At 50.8% G+C, this 24,105-nt stretch carries 37 protein-coding genes; 2 read left to right on the top strand and 35 right to left on the bottom strand.

The features are described 5' to 3' along the window. Positions 1–17: 17 nt before the first annotated feature. Complete coding sequence (locus tag ACI48K_RS19080; RefSeq protein WP_475029209.1) at positions 18–647, bottom strand: TraX family protein; 630 nt, start codon at positions 645–647, stop codon at positions 18–20. Positions 648–759: 112 nt separating this feature from the next. Between ACI48K_RS19080 and ACI48K_RS19075 the strand changes: the two genes are divergently transcribed. Then, the gene (locus tag ACI48K_RS19075; RefSeq protein ID WP_475029208.1) at positions 760–1,662 is read left to right on the top strand and encodes a diacylglycerol/lipid kinase family protein; all 903 of its coding nucleotides are present in this window, start codon (positions 760–762) and stop codon (positions 1,660–1,662) included. Positions 1,663–1,744: 82 nt separating this feature from the next. Here the strand turns inward: ACI48K_RS19075 and racE are convergent, their stop codons facing one another. From racE to ACI48K_RS19055, 4 genes are all read right to left on the bottom strand, one after another. After that, a complete protein-coding gene (gene racE / locus ACI48K_RS19070) occupies positions 1,745–2,560 on the bottom strand; it encodes a glutamate racemase (protein WP_475029207.1) in 816 nt (271 codons plus the stop codon). 195 nt (positions 2,561–2,755) lie between these two features. Next, positions 2,756–3,145, bottom strand: a complete 390-nt coding sequence (locus ACI48K_RS19065) for a YtxH domain-containing protein (RefSeq protein ID WP_475029206.1) — start codon at positions 3,143–3,145, stop codon at positions 2,756–2,758. Positions 3,146–3,285: 140 nt separating this feature from the next. Next, positions 3,286–3,714, bottom strand: a complete 429-nt coding sequence (locus ACI48K_RS19060; protein ID WP_475029205.1) for a DUF86 domain-containing protein — start codon at positions 3,712–3,714, stop codon at positions 3,286–3,288. Between the two features lie 19 nt (positions 3,715–3,733). Continuing rightward, positions 3,734–4,021 carry a Dabb family protein gene (locus tag ACI48K_RS19055; protein ID WP_475029204.1) on the bottom strand — a complete coding sequence of 96 codons (288 nt, stop codon included), beginning with the start codon at positions 4,019–4,021 and terminating at the stop codon, positions 3,734–3,736. Positions 4,022–4,203: 182 nt separating this feature from the next. On the opposite strand from ACI48K_RS19055, the gene ACI48K_RS19050 reads away from it, so the two are divergent. Beyond that, positions 4,204–4,515 carry a hypothetical protein gene (locus tag ACI48K_RS19050; RefSeq protein ID WP_475029203.1) on the top strand — a complete coding sequence of 104 codons (312 nt, stop codon included), beginning with the start codon at positions 4,204–4,206 and terminating at the stop codon, positions 4,513–4,515. 228 nt (positions 4,516–4,743) lie between these two features. Here ACI48K_RS19050 and ACI48K_RS19045 read toward each other — a convergent pair whose 3' ends face one another. The 30 genes from ACI48K_RS19045 to ACI48K_RS18900 form a co-directional block, all read right to left on the bottom strand. Further along, the gene (locus ACI48K_RS19045) at positions 4,744–4,935 is read right to left on the bottom strand and encodes a hypothetical protein (RefSeq protein WP_475029202.1); all 192 of its coding nucleotides are present in this window, start codon (positions 4,933–4,935) and stop codon (positions 4,744–4,746) included. Between the two features lie 13 nt (positions 4,936–4,948). Further along, entirely contained in the window at positions 4,949–5,413 is a 465-nt protein-coding gene (locus ACI48K_RS19040; protein WP_475029233.1) for an ArpU family phage packaging/lysis transcriptional regulator, read from the bottom strand. Positions 5,414–5,477: 64 nt separating this feature from the next. Continuing rightward, the gene (locus ACI48K_RS19035) at positions 5,478–5,969 is read right to left on the bottom strand and encodes a hypothetical protein (RefSeq protein ID WP_475029201.1); all 492 of its coding nucleotides are present in this window, start codon (positions 5,967–5,969) and stop codon (positions 5,478–5,480) included. Between the two features lie 44 nt (positions 5,970–6,013). Further along, positions 6,014–6,424, bottom strand: coding sequence for a hypothetical protein (locus tag ACI48K_RS19030; RefSeq protein ID WP_475029200.1), 411 nt, complete (start codon positions 6,422–6,424; stop codon positions 6,014–6,016). Further along, positions 6,421–6,585 (bottom strand): hypothetical protein, encoded by a 165-nt coding sequence (locus ACI48K_RS19025; protein WP_475029199.1) that lies wholly within the window; start codon positions 6,583–6,585, stop codon positions 6,421–6,423. Before ACI48K_RS19025 ends, ACI48K_RS19030 begins: the two co-directional genes overlap by 4 nt. After that, positions 6,573–6,971, bottom strand: a complete 399-nt coding sequence (locus tag ACI48K_RS19020; protein WP_475029198.1) for a hypothetical protein — start codon at positions 6,969–6,971, stop codon at positions 6,573–6,575. The genes ACI48K_RS19025 and ACI48K_RS19020 overlap by 13 nt, the downstream gene beginning before the upstream one ends. Further along, complete coding sequence (locus ACI48K_RS19015) at positions 6,968–7,357, bottom strand: nucleoside triphosphate pyrophosphohydrolase family protein (protein WP_475029197.1); 390 nt, start codon at positions 7,355–7,357, stop codon at positions 6,968–6,970. Before ACI48K_RS19015 ends, ACI48K_RS19020 begins: the two co-directional genes overlap by 4 nt. Positions 7,358–7,650: 293 nt before the next feature. After that, positions 7,651–8,106 (bottom strand): XF1762 family protein, encoded by a 456-nt coding sequence (locus tag ACI48K_RS19010; protein WP_475029196.1) that lies wholly within the window; start codon positions 8,104–8,106, stop codon positions 7,651–7,653. A gap of 16 nt (positions 8,107–8,122) precedes the next feature. Then, on the bottom strand, positions 8,123–8,392 hold the full coding sequence (locus tag ACI48K_RS19005; RefSeq protein ID WP_475029195.1) for a hypothetical protein: 270 nt from the start codon (positions 8,390–8,392) through the stop codon (positions 8,123–8,125). After that, the gene (locus ACI48K_RS19000) at positions 8,389–10,896 is read right to left on the bottom strand and encodes a DNA methyltransferase (protein ID WP_475029194.1); all 2,508 of its coding nucleotides are present in this window, start codon (positions 10,894–10,896) and stop codon (positions 8,389–8,391) included. The genes ACI48K_RS19005 and ACI48K_RS19000 overlap by 4 nt, the downstream gene beginning before the upstream one ends. A 14-nt stretch (positions 10,897–10,910) precedes the next feature. Next, positions 10,911–12,830, bottom strand: coding sequence for a class I SAM-dependent methyltransferase (locus ACI48K_RS18995; protein ID WP_475029193.1), 1,920 nt, complete (start codon positions 12,828–12,830; stop codon positions 10,911–10,913). A gap of 263 nt (positions 12,831–13,093) precedes the next feature. Continuing rightward, positions 13,094–13,969, bottom strand: a complete 876-nt coding sequence (locus ACI48K_RS18990; protein WP_475029192.1) for a hypothetical protein — start codon at positions 13,967–13,969, stop codon at positions 13,094–13,096. Then, positions 13,969–15,096 (bottom strand): DNA polymerase III subunit beta, encoded by a 1,128-nt coding sequence (dnaN, locus tag ACI48K_RS18985; protein WP_475029191.1) that lies wholly within the window; start codon positions 15,094–15,096, stop codon positions 13,969–13,971. Before dnaN ends, ACI48K_RS18990 begins: the two co-directional genes overlap by 1 nt. 408 nt (positions 15,097–15,504) lie before the next feature. Then, positions 15,505–15,855 carry a hypothetical protein gene (locus tag ACI48K_RS18980; RefSeq protein ID WP_475029190.1) on the bottom strand — a complete coding sequence of 117 codons (351 nt, stop codon included), beginning with the start codon at positions 15,853–15,855 and terminating at the stop codon, positions 15,505–15,507. Continuing rightward, a complete protein-coding gene (gene dnaB / locus ACI48K_RS18975; RefSeq protein ID WP_475029189.1) occupies positions 15,839–17,173 on the bottom strand; it encodes a replicative DNA helicase in 1,335 nt (444 codons plus the stop codon). The genes ACI48K_RS18980 and dnaB overlap by 17 nt, the downstream gene beginning before the upstream one ends. Continuing rightward, the gene (locus ACI48K_RS18970) at positions 17,170–17,511 is read right to left on the bottom strand and encodes a hypothetical protein (protein WP_475029188.1); all 342 of its coding nucleotides are present in this window, start codon (positions 17,509–17,511) and stop codon (positions 17,170–17,172) included. The genes dnaB and ACI48K_RS18970 overlap by 4 nt, the downstream gene beginning before the upstream one ends. Continuing rightward, positions 17,438–18,295 (bottom strand): replication protein, encoded by an 858-nt coding sequence (locus ACI48K_RS18965; RefSeq protein WP_475029187.1) that lies wholly within the window; start codon positions 18,293–18,295, stop codon positions 17,438–17,440. Before ACI48K_RS18965 ends, ACI48K_RS18970 begins: the two co-directional genes overlap by 74 nt. Positions 18,296–18,309: 14 nt before the next feature. Continuing rightward, entirely contained in the window at positions 18,310–18,738 is a 429-nt protein-coding gene (locus ACI48K_RS18960) for an HNH endonuclease (RefSeq protein ID WP_475029186.1), read from the bottom strand. A 14-nt stretch (positions 18,739–18,752) separates the two neighbouring features. Then, positions 18,753–19,418 carry a hypothetical protein gene (locus ACI48K_RS18955; RefSeq protein ID WP_475029185.1) on the bottom strand — a complete coding sequence of 222 codons (666 nt, stop codon included), beginning with the start codon at positions 19,416–19,418 and terminating at the stop codon, positions 18,753–18,755. Further along, entirely contained in the window at positions 19,415–19,576 is a 162-nt protein-coding gene (locus ACI48K_RS18950) for a hypothetical protein (protein ID WP_475029184.1), read from the bottom strand. Before ACI48K_RS18950 ends, ACI48K_RS18955 begins: the two co-directional genes overlap by 4 nt. A 12-nt stretch (positions 19,577–19,588) precedes the next feature. Then, on the bottom strand, positions 19,589–19,741 hold the full coding sequence (locus tag ACI48K_RS18945) for a DUF6906 family protein (RefSeq protein ID WP_475029183.1): 153 nt from the start codon (positions 19,739–19,741) through the stop codon (positions 19,589–19,591). Positions 19,742–19,746: 5 nt separating this feature from the next. Beyond that, positions 19,747–20,022: a hypothetical protein gene (locus ACI48K_RS18940; RefSeq protein WP_475029182.1), complete on the bottom strand. Its 276-nt coding sequence runs from the start codon at positions 20,020–20,022 to the stop codon at positions 19,747–19,749. 24 nt (positions 20,023–20,046) lie between these two features. Next, complete coding sequence (locus tag ACI48K_RS18935; protein ID WP_475029181.1) at positions 20,047–20,847, bottom strand: PD-(D/E)XK nuclease-like domain-containing protein; 801 nt, start codon at positions 20,845–20,847, stop codon at positions 20,047–20,049. Then, a complete protein-coding gene (locus ACI48K_RS18930) occupies positions 20,807–21,718 on the bottom strand; it encodes a hypothetical protein (protein ID WP_475029180.1) in 912 nt (303 codons plus the stop codon). The genes ACI48K_RS18935 and ACI48K_RS18930 overlap by 41 nt, the downstream gene beginning before the upstream one ends. A gap of 238 nt (positions 21,719–21,956) precedes the next feature. Beyond that, positions 21,957–22,298, bottom strand: coding sequence for a hypothetical protein (locus ACI48K_RS18925; RefSeq protein ID WP_475029179.1), 342 nt, complete (start codon positions 22,296–22,298; stop codon positions 21,957–21,959). Positions 22,299–22,357: 59 nt separating this feature from the next. Continuing rightward, positions 22,358–22,528, bottom strand: a complete 171-nt coding sequence (locus ACI48K_RS18920; RefSeq protein ID WP_475029178.1) for a hypothetical protein — start codon at positions 22,526–22,528, stop codon at positions 22,358–22,360. After that, positions 22,509–22,667, bottom strand: coding sequence for a hypothetical protein (locus tag ACI48K_RS18915; RefSeq protein WP_475029177.1), 159 nt, complete (start codon positions 22,665–22,667; stop codon positions 22,509–22,511). Before ACI48K_RS18915 ends, ACI48K_RS18920 begins: the two co-directional genes overlap by 20 nt. Further along, entirely contained in the window at positions 22,660–23,409 is a 750-nt protein-coding gene (locus ACI48K_RS18910) for a hypothetical protein (protein ID WP_475029176.1), read from the bottom strand. The genes ACI48K_RS18915 and ACI48K_RS18910 overlap by 8 nt, the downstream gene beginning before the upstream one ends. Before the next feature lie 17 nt (positions 23,410–23,426). Continuing rightward, positions 23,427–23,681 (bottom strand): hypothetical protein, encoded by a 255-nt coding sequence (locus tag ACI48K_RS18905; protein WP_475029175.1) that lies wholly within the window; start codon positions 23,679–23,681, stop codon positions 23,427–23,429. Then, on the bottom strand, positions 23,678–23,920 hold the full coding sequence (locus ACI48K_RS18900; protein WP_475029174.1) for a DUF7667 family protein: 243 nt from the start codon (positions 23,918–23,920) through the stop codon (positions 23,678–23,680). Before ACI48K_RS18900 ends, ACI48K_RS18905 begins: the two co-directional genes overlap by 4 nt. Between the last annotated feature and the right edge of the window lie 185 nt (positions 23,921–24,105).

Raw genomic sequence — 24,105 nt, 5'->3', positions numbered from 1 at the left:
CTTCCCCCTCTCCGCCGTCAAAGGTTCGCCAAATATACGATTACCGCCAAGATTGCCAAATGAGCCGGGTAAAACGCCCGCCACACCCAACGCGGCAAGCGCCAAGCCTCCAACCTTTTCCACAGTGCCGGACCATAGGCAATAAGTAAGGTCGGAACGATGCTGGCCATCTGCAGCACCCATCCGTACGAGAAAAGATAAGCGAGATTAAGCAGCAGGTGCATGACCGGCATCTCGGCGGGTCTCGCATATTTGAATATAAGCACAAGAAGCAGTCCATATGCCCCGTAATCGAAAGGAAGCACCTCCAAAAAAACGCACATAACCAAAATGATGGCGACCGAGAGAAGCCCGGGCTTTACACCGTCAAGCACCTTAAGTACCAGCGAGGCCATAAAAAGGGTCGCCACGATATTTAAGCCGTTCGTATCAAAGGCGATTTGATAAGGGATTTGCGAAAGTGCCGCAATCAGGAACAGACGGAGCACGTATTTCCCGTAGTTCTTGGTATGGGCATACCCCTGCACAAGCGCATAGGCGTAAATCGGAAAAGCGATCCGACCAACGATCCGCCACACCATCTCACCCGGAAAAAATATCAGACCGATATGATCGATCAGCATCGTGATCATGGCAATCAGCTGCATACGTCCCACTCCTTTTCAACGTTCGCCGGTTAAATTTTTTGATTTTCATTTATTTAAATATTGTTTACACTTAAATCACACCAAATGGCCTGCAAAAAATGGGGGAGTGCCAATGTATTTGTTCATCGTCAATCAAAATTCAGGCAATGGAGGGGGGCTCCGTGTCTGGAATAAAATAAGCAAGCTGCTGCAGAAAAAGGGCATCCCTTATCAGCATGCGATCACGCATAGCGCCGAGCAAGCGCATACATTTTTGCGGGAGCGGCTGTCCGAAGCGAACACTTGGCACGCGGTAGGCGTCATCGGAGGGGACGGAACCATTCACAGCCTTCTGCCTGCGCTGCGCGGTTCGGGCGTACCGCTAGCCGTCTTTCCCGCCGGGTCGGGCAATGATACGGCCCGGGGATTTCGCATCCCGAAACGCACATCCGCCGCGCTGGACGTTATGCTCAAAGGATTGCCCCGGGTAGCCGACTTGATCTCCATTTCCGGACGAAGCACGCTCACCGCCCTGGCCGTTGGATTTGACGCCGAGGTGGCGCACAACGTGAACGCCAGCAACTATAAAAAAATATGCAATTTTCTGCGTTTGGGAAGATTGGCCTATCTGATTGGCATCCTTCATACATTAATCAAATTTCGTCCCGCACCGTTAACAGTAGAATGCGACGGGGTCACTTATACTTATTCCTCCGCCTGGCTAACCGCGGTCAGCAATGTCGTCAGCTATGGAGGCGGGCTTGCCATCTGTCCTGAAGCCAGGCCGGATGACGGATTGCTGGATATCTGCATCGTTCACGATTGCTCCAAGCTAAAGCTTTTGCTGCTTTTTCCGACACTGCTCTACAAGGGACATACCAAACTTTCCTTTGTTTCGATGCTTCGCGGCAAAAACATTTCGGTTCACAGCTCGCTTCCCCGCCTTGCGCTTGGGGACGGAGAGCATGTCGCCTCCACGCCGCTTTACGCCTCGGTTGATCCAGGGGTCCTTAAAGTCATGTGTCCTTTGCCCTGACGCGAATAAACAAGCTCTTGCATTAAAGAATCAAAAAACCTTTGGGGCGGTAACCCGTCCAAAGGTTTTTTGCCGTTTTCGATTAAGAAGGCGTTGACACCTGCCAGACAATCGGCGTCAATTCAATTTGCTCGCCCAGCCAGGCCAGAGCGATTTTCCGGAACATATCGGCGTCCCCGCTGCAGAAAAACTGGTGGATCGGAAGCCTATTTCCTTTTGCCAAAAGCCCTTTTTGATGAAGCACCGTGCTGATTTCCCTTGCCGTTTCGTCAGCTGAACTAATCAGCTTCACCTTGGGCCCCATCACCTGCTGAATCTGGCTCTTAAGATACGGATAATGCGTACAGCCTAGGATCAAGCAGTCCATCGGATGATTTTTGAACTCCGCTAGCGAATCGCGAACGACCTCAAGCGCCTTGGGGGTTTCATACAGTCCTTGCTCCACCAACGGAACAAAATCAGGGCAAGCTTTACTTGTGATTTCAATCGCCGGGTTCAGCTCTCTGAGGGCTGTGGTATAGGCTCCGCTATTCACTGTGCCCACGGTGCCGATGACCCCGATTTTTCCCGTATTGGTTGAGCTGATGGCCGCGCGTGCTCCGGGATAAATCACGCCGATCACGGGGATTCTCACCTTTGCCTTGATATAATCAAGCGCGGCCGCCGTAGCGGTATTGCAGGCTATTACGACCATTTTCGGATTGTACTGAATCAAATAATCTACGATTTGCTCGGTAAACAAGCGGACTTCTTCGGCAGAACGTGGACCGTAGGGAGCTCTGGCCGTATCTCCGAAGTAAATGATTTTCTCTCTGGGAAGCTGTCGCATCACTTCTTTGCAGACAGTGAGTCCTCCCACTCCCGAGTCTAGTATTGCGATGGCTTGCTGCACGAACATACCGCTTCCTTTATGATTATTTTAAATGACTATAACGTACTTTATGTCTCCATTACATAAAGCGTACCTAAATGTTGACCTATTTGGCCATGCCGAGCCAAATCCTCCGCTTCTTTCGCACGTACGCAGAAAAAGACCCGAACCGGGTCTTTTTCGCTTGACTGGCAAAATGCCGCGAATGTAACGATGCCCAAACTACTTGGTTTCTTCTTCGATCTCCGACGCCGCCGCCGCTTCGGCCTCTTCCGAAACCTCCGGCTCTTCCGGCACGGAGGAGACTTGTGCTTCCGCTACTTCGGCCTCTTCCGACGCTTCAACCGCTTCCGTCACTTTTCCGGCTCGACGCGCTTGAAATTCGCTGACTAGGGTTTCGGCCGTTTCCTTCACCTTGTTCACGACCTGAGCGCCCTGCTCGCTGACTTTTCCGGCAACTTCCTGCGTTTTTTCACCGACTTGACGAGCTCCGTCAGCAATATCCTTGCGAAGTTCCTTCCCTGCTTTCTGGGCGAACAATAGCGCCGTTACCGATCCCACGATTGTGCCGATGGCGGCACCCCACAGCCAACCTTTGTTTCCTTTGCTCACGACTCATCTCTCCTTGTCCGGCAATCCTCTAACCTTCGGCAACGAACCGTCGATCAGGGCGAATGCCTATATGATTAATCTATTATAAGCAGTTCTTGGTTGTCCGGTCACACTTAACGGAGCTAATTTTTGATCGCTTGTCAGGAGATCGTCCCTTCACGTTCCAGATAGACGAGCACGCTTCCGGCAAAATCCTCTAGGGCCGCAGCGAGTTCTGCGGAAAGCCGGCGCACCCCGCTGCGATCCCAATCCAAATAATCCTGCACCAGCGGTTTGCGCAAGCGAACCAGCTCGGTCAGGATCAAATAGAGATGGTGATCAATGACCTGCTCGTCCCGCATAATGTCGATGATGTCCTCATAACTGCTCGCATCGCGCATGATAAAACCGTCAATCAAATAGCTGCCGACATCCGTTACAACTTCAATCGCCAAATGCAGCGCGCGTTCTTCGGCGTAACGGTTCAGCAGCGCCTGTTCCTGCGCGGATCCGGTTTCCTGCAGAACCCGAATCAACTCCGGCAGGACTTTAAGTCTGCGCTCGATTTGCTCACGGTTCACATAATACACGGCAATTTAAGCTCCCTTTTCAAAATTCAAAGTCCACCACGGCCTGGCTTTCCCTTGCTTCCTTCATAATTCCGATGACTTTTTGATGCTCCGGATGAACCTGATAGCCGTTCAAATCATCCAGAGAATCAAATGTAGCCACCAAGGCGATATCATAAGAACGTTCGGATTTGACCACATCGGATCCAATTTCGAGTTCCCGAAGCTGTTCCACTTTTCCCTTCAATCCGCGCAAAACGTTCGCTATTTTTTCAATATTTTCCGGAGTTGAATCTTTCAGTTTAAACAAAACGATATGCTTAATCATAACTTCGTTCACTCCTTATAGGTCGAATCGAAAACTCGATATGTACAAAATATAACACACATTAGGGAGACAACCAAATTGCATTTTACACTCCTCTTACCCAAACTCTATAAATCTATGAACATATGATATATTGTCTCTTTTGCTAGAGACGATTCCGGCGGGAAGGGGGTGAACTTTCGATGAGTATGCTGCGCTTCCTGCTGAACGGGCCGATGCGAAAACGTATTCGTACGCTTCACGCCGCTTTTGAACTGCTGTCAAACCGTGTGGATCTTCTCGAACAATCTTATTCCAGCGCTACCTTTCCCGACACCGAGACGAGACGCAAGCTGGCCGAGTCGCTGGAGAAAAACGTTACGATTCATACGAGCGGCGGATCCGTCCTGCAAGGAACTTTGACTTCCGTGCAGGACGATTCCCTGGAGATCAAAGATGAATCCGGACAGCTGGTCATGATTCCGGCCGCAAGAATTACGTCTATCCGCTTTTAAACGGCATCATTTCCGGCGATTTTTGCCGGACTTTTTTTTATAAATTAACAGTTGACATCATGTCCGCGATTTTATACAATATAATAGTCGTCGCTCACGGGGCCTTAGCTCAGCTGGGAGAGCTAGTGAGTTTAATGTACAACCAAAAATCATCGAAGCAAAATTTACACTAAAAATAAATGCTGGTAATATATAAAAGAAGCCCAACTTTGACGTCGGGCTTCTTTCTTATTTTTCTAAATGTTGCCTGATATATTCGTCGGTGAGCTTTTGCAAAAGTTCGTCTTCATCAACCCCATCGCCGAAAGTAATACTGACCCACATTTTCGTGCGTTTATTAAACCTTCGAATGGATTGCTTCTCGGAATCCAACAAGTAGGTATGCTTCCCAATCGTTACCTCATTCCCCGGTGGAAACATTCCTATCTCCTCCCTACACTTGATGTCCTTCGGTTGGTACCGCAATGTCCAGAGCAAGGGCGAGTTTATAAAAGGCTTTCCAGCGAATTTTCACATAATAACCTTCGCTGATAGGCGGATTAAACGTCTGATTGTAGACTGTATAATCTTTGAGGTATTCGGCCTCTCGTGTCATATACCTTTCCGTTATCAGAAACTGTTCCATCCTCGGAAGCTTGTTCACCGCTCGCTCTATCCGTTCACAATACTTTCGTCTCGATTCTTTTGTATCCACGTTGTAAATGGCGATGCTCGCCGTCTGGTCACTTGTAACATTTGTAGGAGCATGCTCCTTGAGCTCATAACCAGCAGTAGTGCTCGCTTCTCTATCGTCAAATGTTATCCATTTATAAATGCGATACTTTTCTAAAGCGTCCTCTACTGCCCACTGCGTCTTTTTCCTATCTAATTCCGGCAAAAAATCATCGCCGAGTCTCATTTGCCCCAAACGCGCTCACCTCCATCGTAGGGGATACCCCGGCCGAAGCCGGGGCCTTTCGTCATCAGAACGGCAGTTCGTCGTCGTCCGGATCCTTATCATCCACGCCATCCATTGGATCGCCATCGTCGTCAAAGTCGAGCTTCGCCTGATTTGGGTCGTCCACGTCCGCCGTGCCGTCCGGGTTGATCTTACCTTTGAGGCCTTCCCGGTAGGACTTCTGGTGCTCCTCAAACTCTTCCAGCGATTCATCAGATTCAGTGATCGTCAACTCCACATCGGAGCCAGCCTTTTTGTAAAACTCGAACGCTTTTTCGGCGGAGGCGTCGCCTTTCACTTCGAAGTCCAACACAGTCTTTTTGGCATCCTTGGATGATTTCTTAAACTCAGCCGTCAGCGTATCTTCCACGCCGTCGATGCTGAGAATGACCACGGATCGCGTAAGCGCGTTGAGCTCCGGCTTCTTCTCGTCGTCGCCCTTTACGTAAAACTGCACAGATTCCTTTTTGCTGTCTTTCGTTTGCTTATTAAAACCGGCTTTTATAGTGATCGACATTTGATATTTCCCCTCTCAGGAATAATTTTGGAATAATTTCGGTGCTAATTGACAACATGCTTTGGCGCCTGGCTCATTGCTTCTGTCCATGCCGGGTTATAGTGATCGCCGCGGGATCGCGCCTGCCAGAGCAGGAATGCCTTGCAGAGTGATTCCTTCCAGTCGGACGTATAAACGAATAGCGGCTCGCCTGACTCATAGCTGGTGTCTCCGATCGTTACGAGGTGACGGATTGGTATCGGTGCGTCCATTCCCATTCGCAGCACGCCGACGCATTCCACGCTTTCAACGATTTCCCATAAATTTAAGGCGTGTTCGTCACTCCCTGAACAATTCCCAACTCCTAACAGATATAACGGGTCTTGATCATCGGTGACAAGTTCGTTGACTGCTGCTTCGACCATCTCATTCAACTTCCGACCGGGAGCCAAATTCATAATTTCGTCACTCGTCATTCCCCGCTCGCCCCTTTAATCACCTTGATAACAACGTCCGCCTGCACCTTATACTTGCGGGCATACCATTTGGAGAAACCTTCATCCGAAAAATCGGAATATATCTTTCGAAGGTCAAGTATGCTTTTACGTATTTCATCCGGAGTGCTTATTCTGGACATTGAGTATCACCGCCCTGTTCAAATCGTTGAATGATCTCTTCAACCACTTCACCAATGCCCAATTCATAGGTCCATTCCGCTTCATATTGACTCTTCGCCCATTCAAGAGCCGACCGCAGCCGCCCAATCTCCTGATTCTGCCGCTGGAACTTAGTCTCGTTGGCATGAAACTTGCAAATCCAGTGAGCGGCGTTTTCGGTGGCCTGGCGGAGCTGCTCTTGCAGGGAGACTATAAGTCGGTTTAATCGGTCAACTTCCGCCCAACCAGCCTGCTCAGAGGTGAACGTGAGCTCCAGCGGATCGCGAAGAACACTCACAAATGGGCGCCATTCGTGGATAAGGTCGCGCACCTCATTTACCTGCAGTTCCGTTAATCTTTCGCTCATCTGACCTTTCCCCCATGCCGATGCGGACGTGTCGCGTTGTACGCCATTTTCTCGGCAATCGCCTTTTCCAAATCAATGCCGTAGTAGCCGCAGGTGTCAAAGATGCGGATTATAGTATCCGCCAATTCGGAAGGTATGCCGCAGGGTTTCCATTCGCTGCCCCACTGTGATTCAGTAGTCACCGTTTCGATTTGGCCGTCATAATTTTTAGCCTCATACCAGGAATCAGTCGGCTTCTTTCCATCCCGATAGTCCTCCCAGGCCTCCGACAACTCCCCGTGCATATTGACGATCATTTCACCAAATGTAGGCTGCTTGCCGTCATACCAGCCCTTTTCCTTTGCCGCTTCGTGTGCTTCCTTCACCAATTCATTAATTGATTTCATGTCCGTTCATCCTCCCTTTTGTGTCGCTCTTTTTTTCGCAATGTTCATCATTGCTTTTTCCAAACTTCTTTTACTTCTGCGGTTCCTCCGCAATTCAAGCATTCATAAGTGGCCGAATACTTGACGGTATTCCCTATTTGTTCCGTGTGATATTCCAATCTGCAAAGTTTAGAAGAGTGACATAGGTCGCATGAACCTATAAGTCCAAATCCGTTAATATTTCTAAGCCACTTCATAAACATGTTGGCTTTATCGAAAACGGTTAATTTCCGTTTGATTGGTATCGCCCCCGCTTAACTGATTTCCCATATCGTTTTTTGTTCAGTCGGGTATCTTTCAGCCATCTTCCGGCGTCTGCTCGGTGTATCCCATCCCTGCGGCCGCGCCTGAGTCTGACCGATCACTCGCCATCCTGCTGCCTTGAGGCTCGTACCCGGCTCCGACTTTAGCGTGTAGGTGATCAGTCGGCAGTATCCGAGGTTGCGAGCTGCGCGCCAAGCTGCTGCATAAAGTTTTGAGCAGGCATCCTTGTAACCATCCAGTACACAAAGTCGGATTACCTCCAGCGTCATACCGTCATCATTGTGCCGGGCCACAGGCCGTCCGACCATTGCAACGCCGATTAACTCATCCCCGCAAGCCAGGCCGATTCGGAACTTATCCCGGTGCGGCGCCACATTATGCCGATGGTGTTTGTTTACAAATGCCTTTGCGTCCTCTAACTCAAGCGGTACAAGGTCATATTTCATGATCCTCCCCTCCTCCTCAAAACAACGTCATTTGCTCAACTGCCTGTGTAACCTGCGGCGCCCGCTGCACCGCGAACCGATCCCAGTTTGCAGCCGGCCATGCACCCGCTCTGTCCGCAGTTCGGAAATAGACCACTTCATGCCCGCTCGGGATTATCACATGATCAATGAACCGCGCAGGCCCGGGCGTAATCGTATGAAGGTCATGCGTCCAGTCGCCGGGTTGCGTTACTCTGATGTCCGCCAGCAGCGACATGCATTGTCCATGGGTAAGCTGCCGAGTCATGCCAATTCCTCAAAATCGAACAACGTTGGCATTTCGACCTCGGCTTCTGCAGCCTTCAGATACCCGATTCCGTCCCGGAAATACTCGGCGTTGAGCTCGATGCCGTACCCGCGCCGCCCCATCTTGACCGCCATGTATGGTACCGTCATCAGGCCGCCAAACGGGTCAAATACGAGGTCGCCGGGATTGCTGTACCGATTGATGATCCGCTCTACAATGTCGAGTTGGAGCGGGCAAACGTGCATTTGCTGGCGCCGCTGGCTTTGCGTAGTGTTGAGCGTCCGCATGCGGTTAATGTCGTCCCATACTTCATCAGTCCAGGATCCAGGGGCGACTACCATAAACGTTGCCGGCAGCTTGTTGTCTTGGTCGAGCTTCTTCGCGAGTTCAACGTGCTCGGCATAGTTGTACACGTTGTCCCTTGAGTATTCGCGATAGACCGCCTGCAGTTTGTTGACCGGTGTCGCGGCGAGCTCATCCTTACTTAGAAGCCGGTCGCCGCTGGATCGCCAGTACCCGTGAGCGTCTATTTGCCACTGCGCCCGAGTATATTCGTCCTTGGTTTTGGAGACAGGTTCGTCGGCGTATGCGCGGCTCGTGTCGCTCGGTAGTTTGCGGAAAAGCAGAATGTATTCCGGGCATCCTACGCCCATCTTGCTGCCATCCTTGCACTGTTCACTCCAACCGAGACGGTACGTTTGGTTGTTTTCTCGGACAACGTCGGTCACAATGGTGATCATTCCGAAATACCGGAAACCGTGCTTTTTATAATGCTTGATACAATCAGCGTGGAAGTCTTCCATCGTCGGCATACCATCGCCGGTTGCGTTACCGAATAGCACCCGATCCTTAACATGGATCGCCGCCACCCGGCCAGGCCGCAGGATCCGGAGCAGTTCCGGCGTAAGATGGTCCATTTGCTCGAAAAACCGCTCCGTGTCCTCGTTGTGGCCGAAGTCGTTATAGCTCGGCGTGTATTCGTAATGGTTTGAAAATGGGATGGACGTATGGATCAGATCGACGCTGTTGGCCGGCATACTCTCCGTTTCCAATACGCAGTCATTATTCACGGCCGTCCACCGCTCGCCTTGTAATTTCACGCGCTCAACTCCAATCGTGCGGGCTAGTTTATCAAGAACCGATGTCCCCGAAAGCCCGTATTTCTTGATGATCTCGACCATTTTGCTGACCAGGTAATCATGCTGCCGCCACTTCTCAAGCAGCGTCTTCATGATCTCGGATTCCGATTCCATGTAAATAAAATGGATGATACAGCGGTGTTGCTGCTGGAAGCGGTGAATCCGGTGAACCGCCTGAATCGTGTCGTTAAAGCTGTAATCTATCCCAGCAAAGATCGCGATATGGCTCTGCTGCAGGTTGGCTCCGGATCCTAATATCTCCGGTTTGGAAAGGAGAACGGTGTATTTTCGGGATTTCCAGTCCAATACGCGCTGCTCTTTCTCGTCATGCGACAGGCTGCCGTAGACAGAGGCGACGGTGATCCCTTCGGCGGTTAATGCCCGCTCGATGGCGTCTTGCTCGTCGTTGAGATGACACCAGACCACGATCTGCTCCGGAAGGTTCGCCTTGACGATCTCCACCACCCGGGCGACCCGCTGCCCGATGCTCTCTCGCTTCTCTCGCGCTGCATCTTTGAGCCCTATCGCCGCATCGCGGAGCAAGATCAGCTGACCATCCCGCTCGGCGCCAGCCTCGCTGTGATCGACTGGCAACTCGTGGTACTGGATGTTCAGCGGTGGCAGATCATAGCCCTCGTCGGAATATCCAAGGTCTGAAGGCTTCGCGATGAACAGCGCCCAGGTCGATACCCATAGCCAAAACTCATCTTCCTTATGCGGGTACAGCGTCAGGTTGTTGGCTTTCGTACTGTCCCGCTGAAAGAATCTCGTCAGCGCCTGGCCAGTGTCCATGACCTCCAAGAATCCGGCGTAATGAATCAGCTCCTTGTATTTGTTCGGGCTCGGCGTCGCCGTGCAGACCAGTTTGAACGGTACGCCTTTGAACTTGTCGAGGAACGTTTGATAGGTCTTGGTACCGTAGCCGCGCAGCACGCTCGCCTCGTCCAGCACACAGGCAGTGAAGTAAGCAGGGTCGATATCACCGTCGCGGACCCGTTCGTAATTCGTCAGGAGGATGGTTCCGGTGGCGGATTCAACCTCAGCCATAGTCCGGACGTACTCCGGTTTCTCCATCTCGAGCAACTTCAACGCATCGCTTTCGAATTCCAACTTCACACCGAGCGGGAGGACGATCAACGCACGGCCACCCCGGTGTTTAACAACCAGCCTGCTGAACTCCAACTCCTGAATGGTTTTGCCAAGCCCAAAGGCTTCGAACAGCGCCCGGCATCCGCCGCGCAGAGCCCAGACAACGCCATCCCGCTGATGTGGCTTTAAAACAGAATTTATTTCATCCGGGGAAACCGCGAATCCGGTCTCCCTGGCTATCTCAATTTTGGTTTTGAGGAAGTCGATGTATTGCATATCCCCCACCCTTCCTAATGCACAATTGCCGGCTGCTCTTCGCCATGCGGTGCCACCCATATCGGGTCCCAACTCATTTGGAATGTTTCTCGGGCTTCTGCCTGCGCCGCCGCCAACAGGACCGTATTTCCCATTGCCTCGGCTGCGTCGCAAGGAACAGCGTTTCCGATGTACTCCCGGGCCTTAGCGTCACTGCATCCCTCAAGTTGAAACGGTCGTCCGTCCGGAAGATACCGCGGGAATGTCTGCAACATCGCGAGCTCATACGTGGTAAGCGGACGGTGCCAAGTTCCATCTTCTGCAATCAGCAACCAAGCGCCACGGTCATTGTCGGCAGGGATTCGTGGGTCCGCCACTGCGGCCGATCCGGAATGAACATCTCCAGAACCAGTGACGGTTTTGCCGGGCGTATTCCATTCCTGAACGCCGTATGATCCTGACCGGGGCGAGCATCCAAGCCTCGAATCTGCAACAAGCGGTGCTCCCGCCTGAACATCCGAAACGCCTGTCACCGTCGCGGCCGCTTCGTCCATCTTCTGCATCCGATATTTGTCTGAATAGCGATTCTTGAGGTCTGATAGGCGCGGGTCGCTAATGCTGGCCGGGCTGTTCATAATGCGACTTGCTCCACGCACCGTCTTGCCTGTTTCGTCCCAACTTTGGACGCCGTAGCTATCCGGCATAAGGCTGGTGTTTACTCTCGGGTCAGAGACAGCCAGGGCGCCGCTTCCGAATCTGGTCCCGGTCACGCATGGCGCCGGTTCATCAGTCCGGACGATCCGGTATACTCCCGGGTGCCTGCCTTCTCTGTCCTTCAGCCGCGGGTCCGAAATCGATATGGCTCCGTTGTTCGGTCCGTGCGCCCCAGTAACGGTCGGCCCGGGTTGATCATTCCGGCAAACCCGGTAAATCGCCCCGTGGGTATTCTCCTTAAAGTTCACTCTGGGATCTGAAACGGCAGCAGCTCCATTACTTCGTCCTGGGCCGGCTGTTCCCGTAACGGTCCGGCTTGTCTTGTCCCATTCTTCGATGGCGAAGGCGCCACCGCGGGGCTCATGGACAATGCGATATTGTTCGTACGGAACGTCCTGCAGGTCTCTCCAATCTCCGCCCGCTTTGATCAGAGCTAACCGCACCCATGTTTTCCACTGCAGGTTTGGCAACCGATGGAGCGGTCCGCCCGCATCCGTGTCCCCGGGCATCGGCAGCGAACCAATAACGTCGCCAATCGTTTTAAGCGGCTTCTCCTCCGGGTAGTAAATGAAGTTTGGCACTTGCTCTTGGTCCCGAGACATAACCAGGAATCGGACTCTATCTGCTCCCAAACCGCCAATTTTCCCGAGGTTGTGATCTCCGCGCATGCTGACCGCAAAGCCGTACTTTTCAAGCATTTTTTTGATTTGCTTGAGAAGGTCTTTCCCACGTGTCCGAATTCGCGGGACATTCTCCAATTGGATAATCGCTGGGATACTGTCTCCGTAAAGTCTGCATGCTTGAAGCACAAGCCATATGCCGCGAACAGTAAGTTCGTTAAGTGCCTGATACTTGGCTGTCTTGGCTGATTTTTCCGGCAGTAAACCGCTCAGTCCTTTGCATGGGGGGCTAGTAAAAAGGAAGTATGGAACCTGCTGCCCCATAGCCACCCACATGTCCCAAGGGGTGACTTCTTTCCACTCGGGCGGCGGCTCTTTTCCATTCCAAGCAATGTACTGCTCTCGGGTGAAGAGGTCCATGCAAATTGAAGTCTTTTCGCCGGTGATTAAATCATGGTTATGACAGGCTACTGGATCGAAATCAACTGAACCAAGAATCTTGAATCGGTATACTTTGCCTCCGTATTCCAATTGAGATTTTTTTAAGCCCTTGCTTTCTCCGCCGATACCGCCGAATAGAATAAATGCCGTTTTATATTGGACTGTCTCTTGAACTTGCAATCTTTGAACCTCCCTTCAATTCTTCCGATCGATGCCGAGCGCGATTGCCATTTTGATCACATCAGATTTGCTCCGACCGAGCTTCTTAGCGACGGCTGTCCGTTTATGCTTCCGATAGTTTTTTATCATCCATTCCCGCTCTTCATCGCTTATTTGGACGCGAATGTTTTGGTTTGGCTTACGCCATGAAATCAGATCGCTGATATCATCAACGAGGCTATATTTTCCGTTCGCATCAGGGTTGACTAAAATGTGCCGCCGTTTCATCCCGGAAATGCTGCCGATTGCTGCCTTCGTTTCCACCCCAGCAGCTGCGGCGATTTCCTTATTTGTGTCGTATAGGAAATATGCTGTGAGAAGGTTGGCTTGAGTCTCTGAAATACATCCTTCGCTATAAAGCAAGTTGATTTTATCCAAATGGTCAGGCTCGTTTTCCGGCATGCTGACCTCTCCTTTCCTCGAAATAAGAACGCCTGTTCCGTCGATTGGGTGTGACCGCCCGCCGCCGCAGGTGTTCCCCGGCGTTTGCTCGTTTTCGGTTTTTGCCTTTTCTTTAGGTACTCTTTGTACCCGGCCGGATCGATGATAGACCATATGACCTCGCGCTGGTAAAGCAGGGGGTAATCGTCCATATTGCCCCCGTTTCGCGCCTTGTAGACGGCCTCGCCGATCTTCGCGATGATGTAGGCGTCCACTACGTCATTGCTAGGGTGCTGGTATCCGAAATGCTCGAGCGCAGCTGCGGCCATTGCTTCCTTTTTGGACTTCCCTTTGATCCGTTCCTTGCTTCCTTTCTCACCAATCCAGTTGCTAACGCCCACAAACTTTTTCACGGCGTCCGGGGCTACTTCATCAAAAGTGAGGCCTTTCCGGGTGATCATACTCTCCAGGCCACCGTGTATTTTTGCGGTAGTAACCACCCGCTCCGTGGCATAGCCGATGCCCTCTTTCATGACCTCGTCCCCGGGCTGTAGGATCCGGAATAGTTGATTTTCGAGTGAGACGCGCTGCTCTTGTGTAATCCCTCCCGGGGCCGACCTGCCTTTACCGACAAGCACCGTTTCAATGATCGGGTTCCCCTCGGCGTCCAGGACCACCACGCCGGTATGCGTCGCCGGATCGATCCCCACGAATCGCATCAGTTTGCCATCCTGTACGGCAGAATCAGGTACAGGCTATCTTGGTCGCCGCCAGGCTTGATGATGATCGGACTCATAGCGCCAGTAAATCCGATATGCAGCTGCTCGCTGTCGATCACCTTGAGCGCGTCCAACAGGTATTTGGAGTTGAAGCCGATTCTGATTGGTTCGCCCGCTATCTTTTCTGCTTCCAGTTGTTCAAAAACCTTGCCGATTTCAGATTGAGTTGATTCGATCCGCATCGCGCCGTCCTCCGCCGCTTCGAGCCGGACGATATTCGTTTTTTCTTCCCGAGCCAGCAGGTACGCCCGATCGATGGATTCCTCGAAAGCTTTCAAGTTAACATCCAGTTCGGTTTTAAACGTGGTTGGGATGATCTTCGACGTGTCCGGGTAGCTGCCGTCCAGCAGCCGGGTGAAGAATTGAACGGAACCGGAGCGGAATAATACTGTGCTGGCGCCAACTGAAATTTCCACGTCCTTATCAGAGATAATCTTGCTTACCTCGTTCAGCGCCTTTCCGGAGATAACGACGTTTTGAAAGCTAATTCCTGCGGCTACTTCGATGTCCGTAGCGGTGCTCGCCAGTCGGTGACGGTCGGTCGCCAGCAACTTCAGACGGCCGTTTTCGAGCCCCCATAGCACGCCGGTAAGGAGCGGACTGTTTTCGTTGGTCGAAATCGCGAACACCGTGGACCGGATCATTTCCTTGATCTTGCTTCCCGGGATGGTAAAACTCAGGTCGTCGTCCACAAGCGGCGTCGCCGGGAACTCTTCCGGATCCATTCCGACCAAATTGATTTTGGACTTGCCCGAAGTAATCAGCGTCGCGAACCCCGGCTCTACTTCAATGTCCACCGTCTCTTTCGGCAGCTTCTTGATGATGTCCACGAAGAACTTGGCCGGGAGAACCACGCTGCCGGCTTCGTGTACCGTGACAGTGTCGGCTTCCGGCGGGATATCTGTCCGAATTGTCGTGTCGATGTCGCTCGCCGTGAGCGTGACGCCCCAACCACTGACATCCATCTTGATCCCGCTGAGGATCGGAATGGTGGTCTTGTTATTGACTGCCTTGGCTACGTGCTGTATGGCTTCGTTCAATGCGTTTTTCAGGATGGTGATTTTCATGCTCGTTTTACCCTCCTTTGCTGACTTTTCGATTTGCGATATGCCAATTTTCGAATTCTCTTGCAACGATTCTTGTAAGATGTGGCCGCCGACAACCATTCCGCTCTGAGTCTTTCAACCTCATCACTAGGCGTTTTGTGGTTATAACTTGCCTCAAATTCCCCAGCAATCAAGTCGGTGTAACCGTACGAAAAATGATTTTTAAAATGAGTTCTGTCAAAAGATCGACCGCATTGGGTTATCGTTTCTACAACGCCCCAATGATCCTCGCTCCATGAGTTGTGATAGAGCTCTCGCCCGCAGATAGGGCAACTGTCATAGCCATACTTACGCCGGTATTTCAGATGGTTGAGGTCATATTGCAACTCAATCCTTTCGTCCTCCGGCTTAGAGCGAAGTTTAATAAGCTTACGAATTGAAACGTCTCTCATCCGTGCACCTTCCTTTCTCAGTCCAGCCAATCAGATATATCGATCTTTTTACCTTCAAGCGGTTCGTCCGGCGGCAGCGTCGTCGCGGGTGCGGTTTCAGGTAGCGGAGAAGCGGAGAAGCGGAGCCAGGGTAAAAGCTCACTCCCCGATCCCGCAGCCGATACTCTTCGCACACCTTCCACATGCGGTCATAGGCAGCGTGATAGGCTTCCCGCTCTTTTGGCGTGGTTAATGGGTCCTCTTCAATGAGCACCGCGCATTTAACCATCCGCGCACACAACTCGTTAAACTCCTCATCGCTGTCGATCCGATCAGGAATTTTTGCCATTTCCACCACCCGCTTTCATCTCAGGATTTTCATCAGAAAATTTTGAGAACTGGCGGAGGAACCACATTTCAACAGTACCTGTTCCGATGTTCCGGCCTTTGGCAACGATCACCTCGGCGATCCCCTTCTTTTCGGAATCCTTGTTGTAGTAGTCGTCCCGGTACAGAAAGGTGATAATGTCCGCGTCCTGCTCGATGGCGCCGGATTCGCGCAGGTCCGAAAGCATTGGCCGCTTATCTGGCCGCTGTTCGACGCCACGGCTGAGCTGGGACAGGGCCACAATCGTAATGCCATATTGCCGGGCCATGAGCTTTAAGCTGCGGCTGACATATTCGACTTCCTCGCGTCGATTCTGGAACTTCATGCCGGCTGGTATGAGTTGCAGATAGTCGATGTAGACCACCATCCGTTTCCCTGGGTGTTCTTTAACCATCCGTTTTATCTCGCCACGGATATGCTGTAGCGTCATTCCCGGAGTTTCGTCGATATAGATAGGCAGTTTGTCGAGTTCATCCAGCGCATAGCTATATTTCTCCCAATCAGTATCCGCAAAGCCGCCTGACCGCATCTTGTGGCTGTCGATGTTTCCCAGGGAACATACAAATCTCTCGGCAACGGTCAGCGAAGCCATTTCCGCCGAAAATATTGGGACGACTGCTCCTGATCGAGCGGCAGCTATTGCGTCGTTTCCCATGTACGCCGTCTTGCCCATACTCGGCCGGGCCGCGATGATCTCGAAATCACCTTTTTGGTGCCCCCCGGTCATCCTGTCGAGCTTCTTTGAAAGCGTGGGCGGTCCGGTCATACCCTTCTTTGCGGCGCGCCCTTGAATATCATCGACATGTCCGTAAAACAAATCGGTCATCTTGACCATTCCGGATCCTTTTGCTTTGGGCGCAAGTTCGGCAAGTTCATCCAGTTGGGCTCGCGCTTCGGCTAGATGTTTCTGGACGTCAATCCCATCCTGTTGACTTTTAGCAGCCATTGCCTCCATCAATTCGGCCGATTTACGTTGGATATAAGAGTTCCGGACAATCGCCTGATACCGTTCAAAGCCCGCAGCGGATGGAACGCCTTGCGTTATGTCCAGCAGATACGGAAGCCCTCCCATACGCTGGAGCTTGTTCCCGGACCGCGCAGCCATAAGCGTTAAATCAATCGTTCCGTCCTGCTCATAGACAAACCGCATGTAACGGAAAATCAACGAGTGCCTGTCATCTGCGAAATCGTCGGCCGTTAGATAGCATTCATCCATCAAGTCTGGCTGAAGAATAAAGCATCCAAGGACCGTCGTTTCTGCTTCATAAAGTCCGTTCATCGCCGCGCCCCCCATTTCTTGACGATGTGATCCGGCGGCGGAGCGGCATTCTCCCACCACTCCTCTTTTAACTCGAGGAGAAGGGTCGTTTCTTGCTTCTGCTGCTCCGAATCGGTTTGCTCTTCCAGGTCAGCGCGGACGATATCGGAGATTTCTGGGAAGAAGTGCTTCGTCTGAATGTAATGGTGCAGGTTTCGAAGCGCTCGTTCCCCGTCGATGCCGGCAAGCATTTCACACCAAAGGCGATGAATGCCGGGGTTCCTGCTAAGATTCGGGGCGCTGTTCGGGAAGGCCGCGGAAGCCTTCGCCAGAATTAAGCTGACCTCGTTCTCCGTCACCGCCGCCACCCCCTATTTGATTTTTTAAAAAGTTCAGATTGTCCGATAGAGTATCGCTATTGCTCAAAGCTAATCCTTCAGGGTCGATTAAACGGTAATCTTTCCATCGTTCTTGGTTTAAATAGGTTGAGGCATGCGGTATGAATTTTTGTCCGGTTTCTAATAGTTTGCATGTCTCAACAAAATTCAGGGTATTAGTGATAACGATGTCTGGATCGAACGATTCGTTTTTGCAGAGCTTACTCCATGTTTTTGATGCGTAGCTCTTATTCGCTTTTCTGGGGTATAAAGAGAAGAAGTTTTCAAACATAATCTCCTTTTCTTTAAAACCTTTCTTTAAATACTTTCTTTGTTGGGTGTCTAATCCGACACCACTAGAAGTCCCTAGAGGTGTCTTTTTAGACATCTCAGGGGTGTCTAATTCGTCATCACTAAATAATTCGAGTTGAGATGTCTGATTAGTCACCTCTACCACCTGCCACGATTCATAGTCTTTGTTAAATCGAATAACTCTTGAACGGGTACCTTTTTGTTCAGAAATAACCTGGACAACATTCATTTCAATTAACTTAGCCAACTCACGGGTAACTTGGCGCTTAATCATGCCGGTTGCCTCAACCAAGAATGAAATTGATATTTCCGATTCCTTCTTCCCGAACCCGTAGGTGTAGCGCCAAATGATTAGCATTATCCGGAGTTGGGACCCATTCAGTTTGAATCTCGGAACTTGCTCCAATAATTCGTTCGATATTTTGGTGAACTTATCAGGTTGCGGATTTGCCATTTCACCTCACTCTTTCAACTGCCGAAGTCTTTCAATAACATTCCTGCTTCATCCGGTGTCCTTGCGCCCTTCTTTGAATTACACTCTGAGCAGGCGGTTGCCAAATTCTCTAAACTCGTCTCACCGCCACGGGATTCGGGAAAAATATGATCGGCGGTTAGATTCTTGTGCGATCCGCAATACCGACACCGATAACCATCCCGCTCAAATACCGCTTTCTTTAGCTTTGTTGGAATAGCCCGTTTCTGTTTAGAAGAGGTTTTCATGGAAGGCTCCTGCTGCCGGAACATTAAATCATAGGAATTCTGTAAGCATGAGGCACACAGTGTGAAGTCCCGCGCTTCCCAATAGAGATACGGTCCGGTAGTGCTCAGTTCGCATTGGTCACAAAAGTGAATATTCCGTTCCTCGTCGGCAATGACCATCGTTTCATTCGTTTTCATAGGTTCACCAACGTTCAGCTTGAAATAAGTTCCTTGGCATGCTCTACGATCTGGCCGGCGAGCTGGTTGACGAGCTCATCATCGATGGATGTACCTCTCCAGTCCTTGAGAAGGTCTTCGACCTTCGCTTGCAACCGATCCTCCGGCGTTTGCTCTGCGGTGTAGCCATAGGCCAGCGCTTGGATAAATTTATCTGGGTTATTTTGGGCATATCCCCGCATAAAGGTTTGACGATCAGTAGCATTGAGTTGGTTGGCTGCAATAATTTGTAGCGCATGTCCCGCACAGACCGTCGAATCAATCGCTTCTGCAACCACCCGCGGTAGCTCAACTTTCTTACTATCCAGTTGCCGGCGCAGCTGCACCAGCTCCTCCGCATGCCGTTTTAGATCGTCGATCGCCTTATGAAACGATTTGCGGGTTTGCTCCAGCTCTTTGTATACCGCTTCGTTTGTTTGCTGGAGCTGAGTGTATTCGGCTTCGGTGTAGGTGCGCTCCTCCGGCAATACTATGGCATGCTCGTAGGGGATGATTTTCCCGACAAACTCACCATCAAGAATTTGGTAATTGTAATAAGGATCCAGGGGTCCTTTGGGTAACATCCGAGCCTCATGGACGGTATCTTTTGCGGGCATCGGGCTTAAAGTTCTGAATTTATCAAATACGATCTTGATTTTCATCGCACCACGCCTCCGATCGTGAGCCACGCCTGTTCTGCCTCTCTGCGCTCATCCTTCGACAACTTGCCAAAGCGGAGCTGGTGGATCAGTTGCTTCCGCCGGCGTCCCCGGTCTTTGTTGACCAGGTTTTGAAGCTTGCGAAAATGGAATTTGGACATTTATAAGACCTCCTACAAGAAAATGGTTTTAAGTTCTCCGGTGTATCGCTGGACCAAGAGCCATTTATCAGACTCCCGTTTGCTGATAAGCCAGAATGATGGGGTGGCTACATGTCCGGCCAAAACTTTCAACTGACCGCGAGTTGGCTCTTTACCACGCTTCATCGCCGTCACCCCTGCGAATAGAACTTTTGAAATGGCTTGCCGCTTGCTTTAGCCAGTTCCTTCCGTTCGCGCCGAGAGAGGATCAGGCCGTGATAAGCTTCTTTGATCGCCGCGGCTACCGTAGATGGTCCCAGGCTGCCCCGCTCATACCGCTTATCCTCGTTTGCCGTCCGTTTGAATTTACGCTGAGACTTGGCAACTGCGAAATCATGAGCGGCGCCAGATTGCACTGCAGCGATCAAAGCATATTTTTTATTGGAAAAGCGATTGGTATATTTCATAGATAAGTCCTCCTAAGGTTGGTTTTAAATCAAGTCCATATAATGAGTGACGCCCGTCAGCTTTCGAGTAGACCTGCAGTAATCACACCGCTCACATCGCCGCGGCTTCTCATTTCCCTGCTTGACGGCGATGATTCGAGGCAGCTTTTCTTTGACCAATCCAATTTCCAAGTCAAAGCGACTTTCGAAACCTCCTATAACCTCGATCGCGGGGATTTCCTCTTTCGAAACGGCCACGATAGCAGGTTCGTAACGTGCCTCTCTTCCCGCTTGAAGCCGTTCAAGCTCGGCATATACTGACATCTGAAGCACGTATCCATAGGCTTCGACAAAAGAGACGTACGCGCCGTGCTCAGTGCTCCATTGTTTGGCGTAGATGTCGCGGACCGTTTTAATATCTGCGAATCGCTCTTGTTCCCTGTTCAGGACGTCAATCTTGGCTTTCCAAGGAACACCGCCAAGTGAAGCCGAGATAATGACTTCCTTATCGCCCTGAAGGGTGAACGAACAAAACGGATCGGATTCCAGAGCGTGGATCATTCTGTCGGCCACAGTGTACTTTTCGTAGAGCTCGCCTTTGCGCGGCCCCTTTGTAACAAACAAATCCGGATGTTCCGCCTTGAAATCGTCCAAAACTCCCTCAAAGTGAGCGTGGACATAGGAGCCAAGCAAGAGCGCATCTGATTCAGGCTCTTTATATTCGCCGGTGACCTTCGCATAGGCGCCGGCCTCGCATTTTAGAAAGTCTTTGTATTGCGAAACGCTCATATATTCGCGGTTGGCCTCAATCGAGTGGTAATTCTGACTCGTTAGTTCTAGCGCCACTTTGATCACCGCCAGCATTCATATTTTTTTGCGATTTTTCAAACGCCTTCTGAGTCTTGCTGTCTACCGTTTCAGGCTGCGTGGTGCCATCGCTGCCCATGTAATCCCCGAAATACTCCTCGCGCTTTGCCATGCCATCGCGAAGGGAACGGAATACATTTCCCAGCCGCCGGACATCGTTTTCGCTGAATGCTGAAGCGTTACATCCGATGTACTTTTCCAGCCATTCCTGCTTGACTTGATACAAGGAATCAAACTCGGATATCATGGCGCGGATACGATCTTTAAGGGGCACCTTATTTCCGGACGTAAGCGTCTGGCGGCATTGATTAAGCGCGGCGTCCACCACGTCCCCAGGGATTACACCTAAGATACAGGCCCTAACGCGCCGGGAGCCTTGGTTGGCAGTCATTTCATAAATATCGCGCGGATCGTCGAGGCGGTTGATCTTGCCCTTGGCCTTACGTTCATGCTTCACGACGAAGGTCATTGACCGCCGAGTATTCGTTTCGAGGTCCCAGCAATATGCGAGCATTGTGGACTCTCCATCTTTCTGCTCGACCTCAGTCACCCCATAATCGATGTTTCCCCAGGCTTGAGCCAGGACTTCTGCCAAGCGAATCGACGGGCCCGTAACCTTACTGCCACCGCGCGGGAATTCATATTCAGCAGCTTCAGCAAGAGTTTTTCTTTGGCATGCTTGCATAATCCGGGAATAAGCGGCGTTTTCGTCCCGTGGGAATTTCTTCGCCACGATCATTGCGGCCTGCACTTCCTGCGCCTGTCTGCTCACCACCGCGGCTTCCATGGCAGAATTATTGTTTTTATGTGCTACAGGGGCAAAGCCGCCATTTTGATTGTCTTCATACATTGAGTTATTCCTCCGATTCATTTGGTTTTGGATTCTCGGGCTGGAGAAGATATTGCTCGAATATATCGAGCTTCCTTACAGGTACGGGCTCGCTATTATCAACCGCGTCCAGCATGCAGGATAAACAATGTGGCTGTTCCGATCCGTAAACCGCATATTCGGCATCTAATCCGCATCCACATTTGACAGGAATCATTCCAAATCACCCGAATCTGTGTTATTTTAGGTTTGAGGTTTTTCATTGACCGCTCTCTTCTTGGGCGGCTTTTTTTATGTCTTCCGGAACTTCATCGTCTTCGATTGGCAGGATAGCAGCCAATACGGCCGGCCTGATGGCTTCCAATACATCCGCCATCGATCGCAGATTCCTGATTGCTTGGGAGACTGTCTTTTGATGATCCAAAGCATTTTGCGCTGCCCGGAAGACGTCAGACACCTCGATAGTCATCCCGATTTTGATAGGCTCTGGCATACTGTAGCTATGACCGGACACCTTGGCTATCTCTGATTCCGACATCTCTACCATCCATCTGCGGTCACCCGAATAGCCTGCTTCGCTCGTTTTTGCGATCACTTTCATCGTTTGAACGCTCCTTTCCGGGCTCAAAAACCCGATTTTGGCAAAAAAATAATAGGACCCTACGAATCCAGATCAATATCACTGTCCAACTCGGTCCAGTAGACATTGCCCATGCTGTCGCTTACCCGGATATCAACCGATCCGTCTTCTGCTTCATTTGCGTCCAACACCTCGATATGCCGGGTAACGGTTCCTTTTAACCCGATCAGGTCATTCCGCGTTTTCCCCATCGTCTCTCCCACCTCCTTTCAGGTCCTCCTCAATCCGCTCGTCACGCTCCCGCTTGTATGCGGACAATTCATCATCCTGCGGCGTTCGGCGCTCCTGCTCACCGTAGAGCGGTTGAGAGAAGCGGTCGAGGCTACTCATTCATAACACGCCCGGTGTAAAGGTCTTCGATAAAGTGGCTCTCGTTCTCTTCCATGAATTTTCGAATTACTTCAAACCGCACCGGTGCTCTTCCTACATTCATCATTCGCTTAGCTTTTTGCGTTTTGAGAAAGTCGTTTAAGTCTGAAACATTACCTCTTTTTTTGTTTAGGTAGAACGCTGTGCGATGTTTATTACAAAGCCCATTTGACATAAATGGTTCATCGCATCCATCTACTAAACAAGTATCGCTATGCGAATGGAATGGTGCTTTATACGGCGTTTCCGCAGAACCAGTTATCAAAAGGCGTTGATAATGATTGGTACAGTACCCTTTTGTTTTCGCCTTACTGGAACACCCTTCAATCGAACATGTGCCGGCGTTTTTAGAAGGCTTTTTTGAGCGTCCGCCTTCAGATGAAGTTACGCCCATGCTTTTAAGTATCTGAGAAATCCGCTGATGTGAGACGCCATAATGATTTGCGATTTCACCCGAGGTTTTTCCCGCTTTGAACATAGAAACAATCTTCTCTGCCTTCTCGTAATCTCGCGGAGAATAGTTCCGTTTAAAGCCGTTTGAAATCATTAGCGACTTGAGTTCTTTTTTTCGTAAAACTATTTGCTTTTGCAGTTTTCTAAGGGTGTCAAACTCTTTTAAATATCGTTGACGATCAAGCGGTTTAGACGGGTCCATTTCATCCAACTCGGATAACGGTTGAAGTGCTTCTTTTACGCCAACCAAGCATGCCACACTCCCCTCTATACCCGGCCGACAAAGTCCTCGAATGTGATGCCGTAGCGGGCGCCGATATTGAAGTGGATAAAGTAGTCGCTGAGCTTCGCAAAGTCCTGGTCGCCGGGAATGTGCTCCGGTTGCCGATCCACTTCGTGAGCTTTGAAAAATTCAACCATCCGAGCTGCTTCGTGACCTTTCATCAAGCCGGCTACGAAAACCGGTCCGCGGGTCAGGCCTTGTTCATGCAAGAGTGTTGCAAATTGAGAGTTTCCATTCATCGGCTCTGTGCCTCCATTTCGTATAATTTTTCGCAAAAGTACTGGACCAGGTCTTTATTCTTGACACACTGTGCTGCGTATGCTGCTTCTTTTAGTCCATCGATCCTTTGCACCAGCTCCGCATTTTCTCGCAGAGATTTCACGAGTTCCGGTCCCTGCATAGGGCTTAAAGTTCCGGCCGCATATTGCTGGTATAAGTGTGTTAGGATCCGGTGTGTTTGGTGGATAAAGATCGCCACGTTATCACGCTCCTTTCTTTTGTTTTCCTCATTCTGGTAAACTATCAACCAGAGGGGAGATGTTTACGATGAATCCAGATGTTGTAACAACGATCAAAATTCCGGACTCTGAATTTGTTTTGCAAGTTTACGCCTTTCGAAAGATTCGTCCCAACGAAATCAGAATGGTCGCGTCCATGTGGTTA

The sequence above is a fragment of the Paenibacillus terrisolis genome, from assembly GCF_056171975.1.
Note: the sequence above shows the minus strand (reverse complement) of the source record. Positions and strands in the feature narration are given on the sequence as shown.